At 36.4% G+C, this 15,563-nt stretch carries 16 protein-coding genes and 1 pseudogene; 5 read left to right on the top strand and 12 right to left on the bottom strand.

Annotated features, from left to right (window positions below):
* Positions 1 to 50 precede the first annotated feature (50 nt).
* Together ytfE and norV are read right to left on the bottom strand one after the other, a co-directional pair.
* On the bottom strand, positions 51 to 713 hold the full coding sequence (gene ytfE / locus PSF31_RS11250; RefSeq protein ID WP_164561257.1) for an iron-sulfur cluster repair protein YtfE: 663 nt from the start codon (positions 711 to 713) through the stop codon (positions 51 to 53).
* Positions 714 to 775: 62 nt separating this feature from the next.
* Positions 776 to 1,969, bottom strand: a pseudogene (norV, locus tag PSF31_RS11245) (anaerobic nitric oxide reductase flavorubredoxin); the annotation flags it as partial.
* Positions 1,970 to 2,150: 181 nt separating this feature from the next.
* Between norV and norR the strand changes: the two are divergent.
* Positions 2,151 to 3,665, top strand: a complete 1,515-nt coding sequence (gene norR, locus PSF31_RS11240; protein WP_096863493.1) for a nitric oxide reductase transcriptional regulator NorR — start codon at positions 2,151 to 2,153, stop codon at positions 3,663 to 3,665.
* A 50-nt stretch (positions 3,666 to 3,715) separates the two neighbouring features.
* Here the strand turns inward: norR and PSF31_RS11235 are convergent, their stop codons facing one another.
* Positions 3,716 to 5,536, bottom strand: coding sequence for an FUSC family protein (locus tag PSF31_RS11235; protein ID WP_164561256.1), 1,821 nt, complete (start codon positions 5,534 to 5,536; stop codon positions 3,716 to 3,718).
* A 108-nt stretch (positions 5,537 to 5,644) separates the two neighbouring features.
* Here PSF31_RS11235 and PSF31_RS11230 point away from each other — a divergent pair, with 108 nt between their 5' ends.
* Entirely contained in the window at positions 5,645 to 6,106 is a 462-nt protein-coding gene (locus PSF31_RS11230) for a MarR family winged helix-turn-helix transcriptional regulator (protein ID WP_096863494.1), read from the top strand.
* 117 nt (positions 6,107 to 6,223) lie between these two features.
* Here the strand turns inward: PSF31_RS11230 and PSF31_RS11225 are convergent, their stop codons facing one another.
* The 9 genes from PSF31_RS11225 to PSF31_RS11185 form a co-directional block, all read right to left on the bottom strand.
* On the bottom strand, positions 6,224 to 6,670 hold the full coding sequence (locus PSF31_RS11225; RefSeq protein WP_004263072.1) for a YbaY family lipoprotein: 447 nt from the start codon (positions 6,668 to 6,670) through the stop codon (positions 6,224 to 6,226).
* Between the two features lie 26 nt (positions 6,671 to 6,696).
* On the bottom strand, positions 6,697 to 7,125 hold the full coding sequence (locus PSF31_RS11220; protein ID WP_272683194.1) for a winged helix-turn-helix domain-containing protein: 429 nt from the start codon (positions 7,123 to 7,125) through the stop codon (positions 6,697 to 6,699).
* Between the two features lie 316 nt (positions 7,126 to 7,441).
* Positions 7,442 to 7,921 carry a hypothetical protein gene (locus PSF31_RS11215; protein ID WP_096863496.1) on the bottom strand — a complete coding sequence of 160 codons (480 nt, stop codon included), beginning with the start codon at positions 7,919 to 7,921 and terminating at the stop codon, positions 7,442 to 7,444.
* Positions 7,911 to 8,561, bottom strand: coding sequence for a hypothetical protein (locus PSF31_RS11210; RefSeq protein ID WP_272683193.1), 651 nt, complete (start codon positions 8,559 to 8,561; stop codon positions 7,911 to 7,913). The genes PSF31_RS11215 and PSF31_RS11210 overlap by 11 nt, the downstream gene beginning before the upstream one ends.
* Positions 8,533 to 9,090, bottom strand: a complete 558-nt coding sequence (locus PSF31_RS11205; RefSeq protein ID WP_096863498.1) for a hypothetical protein — start codon at positions 9,088 to 9,090, stop codon at positions 8,533 to 8,535. Before PSF31_RS11205 ends, PSF31_RS11210 begins: the two co-directional genes overlap by 29 nt.
* Positions 9,074 to 9,823 carry a type III secretion system inner membrane ring lipoprotein SctJ gene (gene sctJ / locus PSF31_RS11200; RefSeq protein ID WP_096863499.1) on the bottom strand — a complete coding sequence of 250 codons (750 nt, stop codon included), beginning with the start codon at positions 9,821 to 9,823 and terminating at the stop codon, positions 9,074 to 9,076. Before sctJ ends, PSF31_RS11205 begins: the two co-directional genes overlap by 17 nt.
* Before the next feature lie 3 nt (positions 9,824 to 9,826).
* Entirely contained in the window at positions 9,827 to 10,123 is a 297-nt protein-coding gene (gene sctI / locus PSF31_RS11195; protein WP_004263051.1) for a type III secretion system inner rod subunit SctI, read from the bottom strand.
* A 53-nt stretch (positions 10,124 to 10,176) separates the two neighbouring features.
* Positions 10,177 to 10,497, bottom strand: a complete 321-nt coding sequence (locus PSF31_RS11190) for an EscF/YscF/HrpA family type III secretion system needle major subunit (protein ID WP_096863500.1) — start codon at positions 10,495 to 10,497, stop codon at positions 10,177 to 10,179.
* Positions 10,498 to 10,543: 46 nt separating this feature from the next.
* A complete protein-coding gene (locus tag PSF31_RS11185; RefSeq protein ID WP_164561255.1) occupies positions 10,544 to 11,752 on the bottom strand; it encodes a PrgH/EprH family type III secretion apparatus protein in 1,209 nt (402 codons plus the stop codon).
* Positions 11,753 to 11,978: 226 nt separating this feature from the next.
* On the opposite strand from PSF31_RS11185, the gene PSF31_RS11180 reads away from it, so the two are divergent.
* The 3 genes from PSF31_RS11180 to sctW are packed head-to-tail and all read left to right on the top strand — an operon-like array spanning position 11,979 to position 15,542.
* Positions 11,979 to 12,758, top strand: a complete 780-nt coding sequence (locus PSF31_RS11180; protein ID WP_164561254.1) for a helix-turn-helix domain-containing protein — start codon at positions 11,979 to 11,981, stop codon at positions 12,756 to 12,758.
* Entirely contained in the window at positions 12,748 to 14,451 is a 1,704-nt protein-coding gene (sctC, locus tag PSF31_RS11175) for a type III secretion system outer membrane ring subunit SctC (protein ID WP_164561253.1), read from the top strand. The genes PSF31_RS11180 and sctC overlap by 11 nt, the downstream gene beginning before the upstream one ends.
* Complete coding sequence (sctW, locus tag PSF31_RS11170; protein WP_096863501.1) at positions 14,442 to 15,542, top strand: type III secretion system gatekeeper subunit SctW; 1,101 nt, start codon at positions 14,442 to 14,444, stop codon at positions 15,540 to 15,542. The genes sctC and sctW overlap by 10 nt, the downstream gene beginning before the upstream one ends.
* The last annotated feature ends 21 nt before the right edge of the window (positions 15,543 to 15,563 follow it).

Below are 15,563 nucleotides of genomic sequence, written 5' to 3'. Positions count from 1 at the left end.
AATTATTTTAAATAAGGGGCTGTCTATTATATAGATAGCCCCTTACTTATTTATTCGCCAGCGAGTGCTCTTGGGAATAATAAGTTATTTTCTAGGTTAATGTGATTCATTAAATCATCAATCAGTTCATTGATGCCATTATACAACACACGCCAGGTAGTACAGGCTTCTGGTGGCGGTGTGACATTATTGGTAATACCTTTAATTGCTTCTAAGATATCACCAGCATCATCATGTTCTTGTTCCATGACACTAATTGGACCTGCTGCGTTTCTGCCCATTCCGTTTTTTATCATAGGGAATAAAACGCGTTCCTCTTTCATCATATGGCTAGTTAGCTCTTCTAGTAATGCTTCTAAGTATTTTGATAAACCTTTTGGCACGCTTGGCTTATTTACATGAACGTGTTCAACTTTTTGTGCCTGTAGTATTAGTTCAGGTAATTGTTCTCTGTGCCTATCATGATAGCGAACAATGATAAAATCGATAATCTCACTGAGTGGGGCTTTGCGCCAATCCTGTTCTAACGTTTCTGTGGCTAATTTAGCTAATTGGCTTTCTAATAGGTCAATATCTAACTTTAATTTTTCTGCGCTGCGACTCAGCGTCTGTTTGCCACCACAACAGTAATCCATATTATATTGGCGAAATAAAGAAGAAGCTCTAGGAATGGATAATGCGAGCTGTCCGAGTGTTTTATCTCTAAATTGCATATGAGGTATCCTTTAAAAAATCATAAAATTCTGATGCTACTTTGTTATTTAATTTATGCCGGTAATGCCCATTGGCGAGCAATATTACGCCCATACTCACGGCAGTCATCTAATGTTTTTGTGTCTGGTTTCCATTTTGCTTTTAAAGATAATGCGGTATCAAAACCGGCATCCATCAAACGTGTTTGAACACGGTCAACGGCGCCGCCATTCCAACCAAAACTACCGAAAGCAGCGGCTTTTTTATTTAAAAAACGTAAGCCTGTAATTTCTTCAAGCATACCTGCTATTTTAGGCATCATGACATTATTCATGGTTGAGGTACCGACCAGTGCCGCTTTGGAGCGAAAAACATGAGTAATAATGTCGTTTTTATCACTGCGTGCAACGTTAAATATTTTAACCGCGACATTAGGGTCGGCTTCATTGATGCCTTGAGCGATTGCATCCGCCATTAAACGAGTATTATTTGACATGGTATCGTAGAAAATAGTGATACGATCTTCTTGATAATCTGCTGCCCATTTCAAATACAATTCAATGATTTGATTTGGATTATCACGCCATACTACTCCGTGAGATGTCGCTATCATATCGACAGGTAGATTAAAGCCTAAAATTTCATTTATTTTTGGCGTCACTAAGCGGCTAAATGGGGTAAGAATATTGGCGTAGTAACGCTGGCACTGTTCGAATAATTCATTTTGGTCGACTTCGTCATTAAATAATCGCTCATCACAATAGTGCTGCCCGAAAGCATCATTACTAAAAAGTACGGCATCTTCAGTAAAATAAGTCATCATGCTGTCAGGCCAATGTAGCATTGGAGTCTCAATGAAAATCAATTGTTTATTGTTACCTATATCGAGCGTGTCACCTGTTTTAACGATTTTGAAATTCCATTCAGGATGATGGTGATGACCATTTATTGAATCAATGGCATTGGCTGTGCAATAGATCGGGGTATTAGGAATAAAGCTCATTAATTCGGTTAATGCACCTGCGTGATCTTCTTCTGCATGGTTAATGACGATGTAGTCAATATCATTTAAATCAATTTGCGAGCGCAAATTTTGAACAAACTCACGGCTAAATTTATGATCGACAGTATCAATAAGAACATTTTTTTCTTCGCGGATTAAATAGCTATTATAACTACTTCCTTTTAATGTTTTGTATTCGGTTCCATGAAAATCACGTACTTCCCAATCACGCTGACCTACCCAATGGATGTTATTTTTTACATGAATCGCCATATTAATTTTGTCCTGTAGCTTTTAGAGTATAAGAAGACATAATCAATATTCATGCCAATATTTAACATTTTGATTTTTAAATAAATTAAAATAATTTGTTTTAGTTTATAGTCAAAATGACTATGTTAAGTGTTGTCATTATGACTATAATTGTTGTCAAATTGACAATGGGGAATGAATCATGGGTTTTTCTGTCGAGGCACTGGCAAAGATTGCAATCGAATTACAAAGTGGTATGGAGCATTCAGATCGATTTCAGCGTTTGATTACCACGTTAAGGCAGTCATTAAGGTGTGATGCATGTGCGTTATTACGTTATGAATCAGGCCAATTTATTCCTTTAGCAATCGATGGGTTAATGGCTGATGTTTTAGGTCGTCGATTCTTTTTATCAGGGCACCCTCGGCTAGAAGCAATTGCAAGAGCCGGTGATGTAGTGCGTTTTCCTGCTGATAGCCAGCTCCCTGACCCATATGATGGGTTAATTCCTCATCATCAACACCTAAAAGTTCATGCTTGTGTCGGCTTACCCTTGTATGCGGGGCAAAATCTTATTGGTGCATTAACATTAGATGGTATGGAACCTGATCAATTCGATGCATTTAGCAATGAGTCACTGAGGTTAATTGCCGCGTTAGCTGCGGGAGCACTAAATAATGCATTACTTATTGAACAGCTTGAAAAGCAAAATATATTACCGAATAAACCCATACTATTTAAACCTTCTGGAGAAACCGAGATTATTGGTTTATCTCTTCGTATGCAACAATTAAAAAAGGAAATTGATATTGTTGCCGCGTCTGAATTAAATGTTCTGGTCGGCGGAGAAACGGGAACAGGAAAAGAGCTAGTCGTTAAATCTATCCATGAAAAATCCCTTCGAGCAGATCACCCTCTTATTTATTTAAACTGTGCTGCGCTGCCTGAGAGTGTGGCGGAAAGTGAATTATTCGGTCATGTTAAAGGTGCCTTTACTGGGGCAATTAGCCACCGTAGTGGTAAATTCGAAATGGCGGATAATGGTACCTTATTTTTAGATGAAATAGGGGAGCTTTCATTAGCGTTACAGGCTAAATTACTGCGAGTATTGCAATATGGCGATATTCAACGTGTTGGTGATGACCGTAGTTTACGCGTTAATGTTCGTATATTGGCGGCAACTAATCGTGATCTACGCGAAGAAGTGTTAGAAGGTCGGTTTAGGGCCGATTTATTTCATCGTTTAAGTGTATTTCCGCTATTTGTCCCCCCATTAAAGGAACGTGGCGAAGATATTATTTTATTAGCGGGGTTCTTCTGTGAACAATATCGCCAGCGTTTTGGCTTATCCAGTGTGGTACTGAGTCCTTCATTACAACGGTATTTACTCAATTATTCATGGCCAGGTAATGTACGTGAATTGGAACATGCGATTCATCGTGCCGTTGTTCTTGCTCGAGCTTCAAGTGATACTGATGAAATTATCTTACAGCCTCAATATTTTACCTTTGATAATAATAAGTATGAGTTTACAGAAACATCACAGAAAGTCTTACCACTAACTAAAAATTTACGTGAGGTAACGGATGATTTTCAGCGTAAAGTCATTTCACAAGTATTAGAACAAAGCCATTATAATTGGTCTGCATGTGCCAGAGAATTGTCTGTCGATATCGCTAATTTACATCGATTAGCTAAACGACTAGGTCTGAAATAAAGTATTAATGCCTGCTTTAGTCGGGGTACTCATAAGAACTTATTTTATTATTAGCAATATTCTTTTTCCATATAGTGTTTTACATATTTCTTAAGCTGTTCAAGTTCTTTATTATCATTTTCGTTACGCTGTAAATGCTGAAATAGTGTGGAAATTTTCTTTAAGTCAAAGCGATTTTGTTGAATGCGCTTTTCAAGCGTAATAAGGGCTCTTTTCTTTGATGCGTGGTGCGCAAATTGCTTATGCAAAATAAGTAGATACAACCAAATACTTTGTCGAGTTATAAAAAAATCAAATGTAGGCGGGTGAGGAATATTTGCTTTTTTTGCTAGCAATAATCCACTAAATAAACGGTGCATGAATTGGGATGTGGAAGGCTTATTGCCCTGAATTAGAGCCGCTACTCCTTGTTTAAATTGCTGCTCAGAGAGATAGATTAATTGCTGGTAACGCTTGGTCGGGTTGGTTGGATAAATCCATGCGAAAGCAGCCATTGCAACTAATGGGCCTGAAACTATCGCAATGGCATTACCGATACTTTGAGGGAGTGAAAGAGAAAAAGGATAGCTCGGTTGGAGCAAAATTAAAGAAACCATAATGTAATCAAACGCAATTAAAATTAGGCGGTTATGGGAAAAAATGATAACGCCACTAATAATCACTGGAATAATGAAAAAGGTCATCTGCCATGATGAAGAGGCAAAAGGCCATAAGTACCATGTGCAGATTAACGCTGTAATAGCGCCAAACAATTGCCCAGTAAAAATATTTTTCATAAACCTAGCGGGGTAATCGAGGGATGCGAATAGAGCCAACATCACTGAAAGACCGAGAGTAAGATAAGCCAGTACTTGCCACTGTGTCCACAACCATAACAAACCAACTGCAGCGATAGTCATAAAAGAACGAGCAAAGGCGTGCCACGCTGAAATTTTATCTTGATGAAGCTTCAGTTTATCCACTTTTTCAAAGTGTTTCGCTGATTTACCAAAAATAGCATAGTAAAGTGGGATCAATAGTGTTTTCAGTACTCCAGCGGGGCATAATGATAAAATATGTTTCCATTGAGTCTCAGTTGGCTCTAGTGCAGGAAAATAAAAAGGTGCAATAGATTGATATTTATCTAAGTGTAATAATATTTGGCTTTGAAACATGAGTTTTTGACGTGCTTTAGCAACTTGTTTGCGGTGATAACGCCAGCCAATACGATGAGTCTCTAAAATTTCGTCATAGCTAGCCATGGTTTGCCAAAGATAGTCGATATCGTGTTGCTTAATTGGGTGCTTTTTCTCAAGTGAGTCATGTAGCATTTGGAAGAATAGTGTATCAATTTGATTTTTAAGGGTAATGATATTATCTTGTTCACGCTTAGGGGTAAAAAGGAAATTGAATACTACAGCTGAAAGCACGCCAACCAAAATGGTCCATAGCCGATCCCAAGCGACTATAAATAAGCTATCAGTAATATGAACGCTCAACATACTCACCATCACGGCGGAGTAACCTGCTAAAAATGTGCCATAAGCGACAAAGCCCTTTTGTAATTGGCCGATACCACTGCAAATGCCTAACCAACTCGCTAGCCCAATAATGAAAAGTAACGGGTGAATAAGGTGAAGCTGAATTAAGACGACACCGGCAAGCACACCACAAACTGTTCCAGCAAAACGCCACCAACTTTTTTCCAGTAAATTTTCGCGCCAAGGTTGCGCTGAAGCCCAGACGGTCATGGCTGCCCATTGGGGGTGAACTAACTCTAAATATTGAGCAATAAAGAGCGCAGCAATTGATGCACAAGCGGTAATGGCGGCAAAACGAAAGCGTGCTGGGTTGAATCCCAATGAATTCAGTAAAGTTATTATTTTTGACATAGAATATGAGTAAATTTGGGGTGTTAAAAAGGTATTTAGTTGATAATATCAACTAAAAGCCGTGTGATTATCAACTAATTGGTTGATAAAATCAACTAAAGAGGGATTATGCGTACAGAACAGGCTCGAGTATTTGGAGTGATTAGCCGAGCAGCTCACCATTATATGAAATGGATGGGAGAGCCTTATGGTCTCAATGCAATTGAGTGTTTGATGATTTTACATATTCATCAATATGATGCATCAACCCTAGAGCAGATTACGAAAGCGATGGTTGTGGATAAATCAGTGACGACTCGAGGTGTGAGCAAATTTTTAGCTAAGGGCTGGGTTGCCAAAACGAATAGCTTCGTCGATAAACGGGTTTACCATGTTTCGTTGACAGCGCTCGGCAAAACGATTGTGAATGAGTTAAATTTTAAACTAGATAAATGGAATGATTATTTAGCGGCGGATTTGCCAGAACAAGAGGCTGATCAGCTATTTAGTGCACTAGAAAGCTTAGCGAAACGAGCTATTGAAAGCTCGGCGGCAGATTTTCCGAGTTTATTAGAAAAACCAAATGAGTGAGGCTCAATAACCAACCTAGCAATGTTATGTATTTAGGGCTGGTTTGAGAGCGGGTTATGTCATTCTTCATTAAGAGGAGGAGAATTCTTTAAATTTATTTTGGCGAAATGAACGTTGTTATTGCGAAATAGCGGTCATAGGAAGTAATACTACTTCAGACATATTCTCAGGTATTGGGCTTAGTTTATTACTCATCATGATTAGTTCTCCATCTTTTTCAATTCTTGCACTCATTCCTAAGGTATACCGTTTGGATTGAAATTCTTCAGGAAGAGCGACTGTAAATGCGATACTACGTCCTGCACTTTTTGTTTTTAAACTGTAATCCAGATTAGACTTTGCGTTGTTTTCATTTTGTTGTATTGAGGTCAATGACAGTGTAATTGTGGAATTTTCGGGAATATCATAAGAGTGGGAATAAATATTACCATTAATATTATAAGCGGGAGTATGAGTAAAATAACTCATTAAAGTACTATTACAAGCAGATAGCATGAAGGTTATAAAAAGTATAAATAATAAAAAAAAGTATTTCTTTGAAAAATTTGGGTTAATATTTAGCATTAAATTTTCTCTTTGATGAAATCTGGTTATAGTGATGAACGAATAAACATTCTCTGCAGAAAATATCGTATATAGGTGTAAAGGCTTTTTTTTGTGTCATATTTTGAGAGTGTTGGCATTTCTGATTTCTCTCCTGTATATAAAATACCAATTCGAGGTAAGGTCATAATTAAATTTTCATCGAGATCGACTTTTTTAAAGGATTGTCGTAATTGCCTGACTAGCTTGTAATAACTACTTTCAGTTACGATAGTGCCTCTTTTTTCCCAAATTTCATACATAACTTCTCTTTTATTATTTGTTTTTATTAATAATAATTTAAGCAGACATGATTCATTTTCGGAAAGGTTAACGACATTTTTTTCATGGGAAAGTGTACGTTTTAGTGGGTCATACACGACGTCTCCAGATAAGAGGATCATTGATTCTTTTTCATTATAGTCAATGTTATCCATAAGGTTTTGTACTGTTGATAAATCGGTCATAATTTATATCTGTCCTGATCATTTATGAATATATTTCAATACAAAAAACGAGGGTAAATAAGATATTTAAAATATAAAACCGCTTTTTGATATTGAGCCAATGTGTTTTGATGAAGTGAATTTAAACGATATTCAGAGGTTGTATATATCAATTTTTATTTATATTTTTTATATTTTTTATATTTTGCTAAATAAATAGGCTTAGGATATTAAAAAAATACACTAAACCTATAAATATTAGTCGAGGGATTATAGATACAAGATGAGAGAGATAGAAAAATTAATGTTAGATTACTAGTTCCTCATCCTCATCGCCGTTACCCTCCAAATCAATATTAGTCATATTATGACGAAGTTGGTTGTTAAGAGGGGTGCTCATTAAACTGATCGACATATAATGGTTGAGTGAGCGATTAAATTTTTTATTTAGTGATACTAGCTCTGGGTCATTTGATGATTGTAATGCTTGGCTAACTCCAGCGATAAAGTTTTGTTTTTCATCTTTACCCAATGCAATCATAGTTTTAAATACATGAGAAAAGAATATTTTGTCATCTTCCTTTGATTTAAGCTCATCAATAAAGTTGTTAACTTTATTTTTTTCTATAGGGGATAAATCTATTTTTTCGCTGTATTGATACTTATTTGTGGTCTCCATATTTTTCTCCTGCCATATTGAGGTCATTTTACTTTGAATATTTTCTGTATGAATTTGAGAACCGTTATATTGAGGATTGATAACCTTAGTTTGTAGATTAGTCTGCATATTTGTGTTCTTCCGGTATTGAATTTATTGTTGTTATCAAGTTTTGATAGGCATTTTTATGCATTTTTAAAATTTGGCATTGTGTCGGAACAGAAAATACATGAGGAAAAATATTTTTAGAGGCAATGACAGGGGAAAAGTAGGTGATTCTATTATCGACTTCTAAGGCAATTGTATTATCAGCCGTGGTTGAAAACTTCATATCAGAACCACCTATCGTAATACGAGTTTGCATTTTTTCAGGTAAGTGTAATGTTGTATTGGTTGTTTTTACACATTGCCTCTCAAAATAGGTTGCAACCGTCTCTTGTAGATGGTTATCACCAAAAATATCATTCAATATTTTCATCAGCTGTTCTTTGCTTTGACTGATATTTTCTTGGTATTGAATTTCACTGGTTTCTACCGCATGAATAAAATCAGTTAATAATTGTTTAATTCCATCGTTATAGCCTTGTTGATAAGCGGTTTGGTAGATAGCTTCTTGCTGTTGTTTTGCTTGTTTGTATAGCTCACTCGCCTTTTTTTGAGCTTGTTGAGTGATAATTGTGTGGTATCTATCGGCACTCAATGCTTGGTATTTGATCAAAACTTTTTCAGACATCGTCTGTTTAACATTTGGGGGTGTTTTCTCTGACATATCGACATGTTTCTTCAATAGTATTCCAAGGTAGCATCGTTTTTACGGATGACGGTATAAGTTGCTGAGTTTCAAGACTGAACATATATTTTGCCCGAAGGGTGTAAGTGGTGCCAAAGGGAGCTAAACACATTAATAACTGTTGTGCTCCAAGGGCAGTTAGTACCTGTGGTGACGTCGTGGGTTGATTTTCCGACTGCCAAAGTGAGCGGCTTAAGCGTGTATGTAATACACGGTATTTGGAAAGTTCAACCCACCAAGGGAGTGGTTCGGCGTGTAGTAGAACCCCTAAGCCTAACGCTACCTCCGGTAGTAAAGCCCAATGTTCAGATAATACTTTTGGCAATAAGGGAGTTTTCTCATTGGGTAAAGGCAATGAGTATTGATGAATCAATTGCTGATTGTGTTTACGTTGTAGTAAAGGTGGAAAGTCGTTATATCCGACCCCATTAAATTCACTATGGAAATAGCAACCTGGCGCGAGTAAAATATTTTCTTGTTCAATTAGTAGGTTAGTCAGCGTTGCCATCAACAGGTTTCTCCATCAGATGAGTTGCTGATTTTTTGTTACTTAGCTGGCGCCACAGTAATAGTAAAATAGCAAATAGAATGATAATTGTTGCGATAATTGAGCTGATTATAATTGGATTGAATGTATTTTCTGGTTCAGATTTAATTTGGTATTGTAATGGTGGCCGGTTGACGACGACGACTGAGACATTATCGTAATTTGCTTCAGCAAAACTGTTCGTTAGAAACAGTTTAATTTTATGCATCATCATTTGAGGATCTTCACTTCCGGAATAAGTAACCAAGCTAGACACATTTTGTATTTGCTTGGTCGGATTATTGCCATTTAATGGGTAGCTGACATGCACTCGAGCATTAATAATGTCGGGGATGGTGAGCAGTGATTGTTCAAGCCGTTGTTCGATTAAAGAAAGTAAACGGGTACGTTCTGCTTGTGGTGATGCCACCAAAGAATCTCCAGGGAATGCTTGAATAATTTCTATTGGCTCTTTTGATGGTAAGTTATATTGGCGCAATAAATCTACCGCGATAACAAAATCACTAGGTTGAACACGAATGGAATCCCCGTTTTTATTATCTTGTTTACGCGTAGCCTCAACACCATGCTCTTGCAGTATGGCCAACACTTCATTACTTTGCCTTTGACTTAACTGACTGAGTAATAATTGGTTATCACAGCCCGCTAAGAAGCTAATAAATCCAATCAAGATAAACTTCTTTAAAATATTCATGGTTTACTGTGCTTTTAAGACGGCATCAATTGCAGAGACGCTTTTATGTGTCAATGTGCTAATCATATTCATTGTCAGGCTATAATTGCCGACACGATTTTGAAATTGCAGTAGTTGGGTTGGGTTACTTGGGTCAATATTATTGACATTCTCAGTTAAGGCTTTCCGTTCTTGACTGACGGTTGCTGTGTATTCAGCAAATAGCTTTTTGACCTTGTCTTCAATCGGAAGAGATGGTGAGAGAACTGATGTGGTCTCTGTTGGGGCAGTGAGTAGTAAATGTGGTGTAATAGCTAACATAAATAATTATCCTAAATAAAATAGAGCATTATAATTAATAATGCTCTTTAAAATTAAACGTTACGAATAATGGCTTGGTCAGTATCTTTAATGGATTTCATAAAATTACTCTGCAATTGGCGTGCCATATTATAGTTACCACTCATAGCGGTGATTTTTGCCAACACTAGTGGGTTATCGACTTCTAAATTGGCGCTAGCAAGTAAGGTGTTTAATTCATCGCCAAATTTTGTAGCTTTAGCACTAATACTTGCCGAGGTACGATAGATCATACCCAGATCATTTTGACCTGTTCCCTCGGTTTCTAATTTAGAGCTTCCCCAACGACCATTAGCATCTAAACCTGATATAACATCTGTATTTGAGTTTGCCATTTTTTTCCTCTTTATTTAAAACCGTATTAATTAAATATCTGTTAAGTTAAAAACTGATTGAATTAAAAAACCAATGATTATTACCTAATAGAATATAACCATTTGCATTGGTGACAAATGATTTTCCTTCAAGCTTGTTATTTGCAAGGGAAATAGAAAATTGAATGTGGTTTTCTCCCCATTGTTTGTAAAATGAATTTGTAAAATTAATCAGTGAAGCCGTCTGGTCGTCATTTAAGCTGTCTTTTATTATAAATATGACTTTATTACCTTTAGTAATTTTACGCCATTGAACATTACTTTCTGTCAATCCTAGCTCTGCTTTTTGTAATAACTCACCAAAATTAACTTTTTTTATTTCACTCGAAATATAACAACTGAAATAGCTAGATAATATTTTATCTATTTTGTTTTTTTCATTAATGGATATTTTGTCATCTATCGCCGTTATTTTGGGGTTACATGAGTTACTAAGCTCTATCTTTAATGTGTCTGGAAATACGTCAATAATCTTATTTTCAATTTCATTTTCGAGTTTATTTATTATTTTAATTGAAAATTTTTCATTATATTTAGCTTTGACTAGGCGTTGCATACTCCAGTCGGCATCTCTTTGGGTTTTAACTAAAATGAGGCTTTCGTCATTTGCACTTTGAGTTACAGTAATAGGGTCGTGGTTGCCTTGAAGTATGTGCTCTAGTGTTTTTACTTTTTTCTCAGCACTTTGTTCTGGAATATACTGGAAAGTAACGTAAGTAATAAATATTGAAAATAAAGTAAAGAAAAAGACCAGCATAGTTTGTTTATTAAAAATACTTGGTTTTTCCTTGGTTGACTTTTTTATTTTAGCTTTAAAGGCAGGTAACGGGTTTTCCATTTCCGAGCTCAATGCGTCTTCAAACGTTTGGGCGCTTTGCCAATCAGTATCTTGCATTTTTATTGCGATAGGAAATATATCAGCCAAAAGCAATTGCTGAAGAACGATAGGAATTTCAGTACTTAGTCCACTATCATTTAGTCGAATTGCCAAACCACTTTCAGTTGATGGACTTGCCGAAATAATTGAAAACTCACATGCAATACCATTACTAGGGATCTGGTAAGTTGTAAACCCATCATCATTGATGTCAGTTTTGTAATCTAAGCCGTCACCAATGATAATAAGATTATTATCTGTATTAACCATTAATTCTTGGCCAGTCATTGGGCCACTAGCAATTTTTATTATGCATGTTTGGCTATTTGTGTTACTCATAAAAATAATCTCATGGAATTAATTTCATTTTAGTTATGTATTATTGGGTCTCGTTATTGGCTGAAAGTAAAACAAGAAATATTTTTTTTGTCAGTTGAATTGTTCTTATTCATTTTTACTTTTAATTTGGAATGGAAAGTGTGAAGGATTCCAGAGTATTCCCTTGAGGATTTTTCATCTATCGCTCATTCTGTATACACTAAATTACGTTAATAAGGCCTATAAAATGTCAAACAAAGATATTGCTACATTATTAGAAAGTAGGGGCTGTTGCTTTTCTTTGCAGGATAAATTGGTCTTGGCTATACCTAATAAGAATTTAACGCCTTTTTCTTATAAATCTCTATATTCAAATTTAAATATTTCGATAGAAAGTCAGGCTATATTTATTTGCCAAGAAAATGAATGGGAGTTGATAGATAAATCAAACTGGAATTTATATTCAATGGATTTATCAGAATTAGTTGAAATTTTAGCAGTTATTGACACCGCGACAGGGCAAGCATTTCTCGCTAAAAAAGAGAAAAAAAATATCGATGAAAATAGTCAAAGCGAATTTATTGTATTGGTTGAAAAATTCCCATTAACTATTTCGATTAAAAATATAGTGATTGATTTAATTATTAGAAATCATCCTATATTTGATAGCTGGTGTGAAATATTAAGGCGATATGAAGCCTACGGTATGATGCGATTTATTCTTACTTCTGCTCAAAATGATAAGAATGCCAATATTAATCAGCTATGTGCACGTTATGGTATATCAGCTTCTTATTTTAGGCAGCTTTATCGAGAAAACTTTAATAAAACGGCAAAACGAAAAATTATGAGTGTGCGTATGGCTAATGCCATTCTACAGCTAATTGAAAGTGATGATTCAATATTAGATGTAGGTCTGGAAGCGGGTTATTGTTCAGCATCTCATTTTACTAATGATATTAAAAAAGAGTTAGGCCTAACGCCATCAGAAATTAGGCATATTGGAGCAACACTATATGAGCAGTAAAAAAAATCGAGTGTTTGGGTTAACACTCTTTTTACTGAATATGAGTTTTTATTCGGCGCAAGCAGAAATTATTGTTGCAGAGCCCGTTACGCAGTCAAAAAACCACGATACATTCGTCGCAAATAATATTGCGGTGGGTAAGGTGTTTGATGCGGTCGCAGAGCGTCTAAATAAACCAATTATTCTCAGTAAATTAGCTGCTCAAAAAAAAGTAACCGGTAATTTTAATTTGGCCCATGCAGATGAAATGTTTAAAGCATTATCTCGACGAATTGCGCTAGTGTGGTATGACGATGGTGCAAGTATTTATGTTTATGATAATAGTGAAATGCGTAGCGAAATTATTCCCACGAATAATGTCAGTAGCAACCAGCTACTTAATTATATTCAACGAAATGGCATCTATGATTCACGTTTCCCGGTACGTTCACAAGAGGGGGAAAGACTATTATTTGTCTCTGGTCCGCCTCTATATATTGAATTAATTAAAGCGGCTTCTTTATACCTTGCAGAACAAATTAGGAAAGAGGAATTATCCAGCGGTGAAGTTGCGGTTATTCCGTTAAAACACGCCTCAGTAACAGATAGAAGTTATTCATTACGCGGACAAAATATCACAATCCCTGGTTTGCTGAATGTCATTAATAACTTATTTAAAAATGGCACCACAATCGATGAAACGTTAATTATTCAGCCTCCATCTGTAGCGATTAACTCAACAGGAGATTCAATCGATGAATTAATGGATGCGCCAATTGGGGACTCATCATCTTCTACGAATAAGCCCCAGTTGGTAACAAGAAAGCCTTCTAACAGTGCTTTTTCTCTAGTGGCGCATCCTGACAGTAATAGTTTGATTGTTAAAGGCAGCCAAGAGCAAATTCGTTATGTTCGTCAACTTGTGAATACATTGGATATGCGTCGTCGCCAAGTGGAGCTGTCATTATGGATTATCGATATTACTCGTTCTGAATTAGATAATTTAGGTGTCAATTGGGAAGTTGGCACATTTAATACGGGAACGGGCTCAGTATCTTTTAATCGCAGTACATTATCGAACAGCCAGCAATTTCTATTACAGATTGATGCATTGAATAAGACGGGTAATGGGCACATAGTTTCTCGGCCAGTGCTATTAACCCAAGAAAACATTCCCGCTTTATTTGATAACAACACTAGTTTTTACGCCAAATTACAAGGTGAACGTATTGCGACTCTTGAGCAAGTCACATATGGCACCATGGTGAGTGTGATGCCGCGTATTTCCGCAGGTAATAACGTTGAAATGGAAGTCAATATTGAAGATGGTGCAGAAAACCGCGATAGCATGGGTAAAACATCTAGCGTAGAAGGATTACCTGCAGTTAATCGAACCAGTATTAACACTGTTGCGCGTATTGCAAAAGACAGTAGTTTGCTTATTGGTGGGTATACGCGTGAACAATATGTTGAAAATGAAAGCAAAATTCCTTTTTTAGGTGATCTTCCTTATGTGGGAGGGTTATTTAGCCATTCATCTATGAATCAGCAAAAGATGGTGCGTTTATTTTTAATCCAACCGCGTTTATTGGATGAAAATGAAGGGTGGGATGGGCGACAATTTTCCGAAAAAACGCGGATCACCAACCATGACAGTCAGTTGCATGGTACGGTTCAATTTCTTCAACAATACATGAGTGAGTCATGGCAATAACACCACTGAGCTTTAATACCCGCTTCTCGGTTAATACTCAAAACAAAAGCCGTGCACCAGTGAGTAGCAGTAGTGACGATTCCGATGAAGTTGCTCGTGGCGCAGGTGTCATTGATAGCTCTAGTGAATATGCATCGATGTCGATGCTAGCGGTAAGTCATGTGCGCCGAGGAAGTTCTAAAAAGGGCAGCGAAGAAGACTGGTTGCAATTTTCTGAACGCATTTTAGATAAAGATGCTGATGATAAAGTGTTACATATAGAAGGGTTACTTAATAAGCAGTTAATGACCCCGAAACAGTTACGAGAATTTTTATTGCAATTTTTTACTGACCCTAGTGACTTATTAATGCTTCTTGCAGCATTACTTAATCGAAAAAAATTAAAAAAAGAACAAATTGATAACCTTGAAGCTTTAGCGGAATTACTGCAAGCAGAAGACACTGAACGGAGCGCTCAAGCAGGCATTAATGTTGCACTCATTGCAAAGGCATTTGCAAAAAAATTACATTTCAGTGCTGGGAATTTACGTACATTATATCGTGAATTTATTAGTTATGACGGGCCGATTGTTTATTTATATGAGCAATGGGTTGAGGAAATGGAAATCCAAGAGCGTGAAAATATGATGCGTTATCTTGGTCGGGCGCTTGCTTGTGATTTACAGGCGTTGCCATTAGGCGATCTAAATATCACTGCGTTCGGTAGTTTTTTTAGCCGTGTTGGCCGGCTCCGAGAATTGCAATCATTAGACTATGTATTTTGTCAGCAATTCTTTCAATCCGGGTTTTTTCGTCACAATGGAAAATCAAATCAATCAAAGCTTGAAAAAGAGTTAAGCCAATTATTTACCCGAGGTATACGTAATCACGTTGGCTTTGAAGAAGTGGTCATCACTTTTATTAATAACATATTGAACATAATGAGCTCCGATATTCGAGGCCAATTTTTACAATTACTCTTACTGGCGTTTTCTATCATTCCAGTTACTGTATTTCCTTCATTGGAAGCACGAGAGGAACTCATTGATCAATTAAAGAAACTCATGGACCAAGTTATGGTGAAAGAGCCGTTTTTACACCGACATTCGTAGTTTGATAGGAAAAGTAATTTC

This window comes from Providencia sp. PROV156 (genome assembly GCF_028480905.1).
GTDB classification, from domain to species: Bacteria; Pseudomonadota; Gammaproteobacteria; order Enterobacterales; family Enterobacteriaceae; genus Providencia; species Providencia hangzhouensis.
This window is presented reverse-complemented; position numbering and strand designations above follow the sequence as displayed.

Bases quoted from the DNA above. Each gene is read 5' to 3' on its own strand.
- ytfE (WP_164561257.1), bottom strand. From the start codon at position 713: ATGCAATTTAGAGATAAAACACTCGGACAGCTCGCATTATCCATTCCT.
- norR (WP_096863493.1), top strand. From the start codon at position 2,151: ATGGGTTTTTCTGTCGAGGCACTGGCAAAGATTGCAATCGAATTACAA.
- PSF31_RS11235 (WP_164561256.1), bottom strand. From the start codon at position 5,536: ATGTCAAAAATAATAACTTTACTGAATTCATTGGGATTCAACCCAGCA.
- PSF31_RS11230 (WP_096863494.1), top strand. From the start codon at position 5,645: ATGCGTACAGAACAGGCTCGAGTATTTGGAGTGATTAGCCGAGCAGCT.
- PSF31_RS11225 (WP_004263072.1), bottom strand. From the start codon at position 6,670: ATGCTAAATATTAACCCAAATTTTTCAAAGAAATACTTTTTTTTATTA.
- PSF31_RS11220 (WP_272683194.1), bottom strand. From the start codon at position 7,125: ATGGATAACATTGACTATAATGAAAAAGAATCAATGATCCTCTTATCT.
- PSF31_RS11215 (WP_096863496.1), bottom strand. From the start codon at position 7,921: ATGCAGACTAATCTACAAACTAAGGTTATCAATCCTCAATATAACGGT.
- PSF31_RS11210 (WP_272683193.1), bottom strand. From the start codon at position 8,561: ATGTCAGAGAAAACACCCCCAAATGTTAAACAGACGATGTCTGAAAAA.
- PSF31_RS11205 (WP_096863498.1), bottom strand. From the start codon at position 9,090: ATGGCAACGCTGACTAACCTACTAATTGAACAAGAAAATATTTTACTC.
- sctJ (WP_096863499.1), bottom strand. From the start codon at position 9,823: ATGAATATTTTAAAGAAGTTTATCTTGATTGGATTTATTAGCTTCTTA.
- sctI (WP_004263051.1), bottom strand. From the start codon at position 10,123: ATGTTAGCTATTACACCACATTTACTACTCACTGCCCCAACAGAGACC.
- PSF31_RS11190 (WP_096863500.1), bottom strand. From the start codon at position 10,497: ATGGCAAACTCAAATACAGATGTTATATCAGGTTTAGATGCTAATGGT.
- PSF31_RS11185 (WP_164561255.1), bottom strand. From the start codon at position 11,752: ATGAGTAACACAAATAGCCAAACATGCATAATAAAAATTGCTAGTGGC.
- PSF31_RS11180 (WP_164561254.1), top strand. From the start codon at position 11,979: ATGTCAAACAAAGATATTGCTACATTATTAGAAAGTAGGGGCTGTTGC.
- sctC (WP_164561253.1), top strand. From the start codon at position 12,748: ATGAGCAGTAAAAAAAATCGAGTGTTTGGGTTAACACTCTTTTTACTG.
- sctW (WP_096863501.1), top strand. From the start codon at position 14,442: ATGGCAATAACACCACTGAGCTTTAATACCCGCTTCTCGGTTAATACT.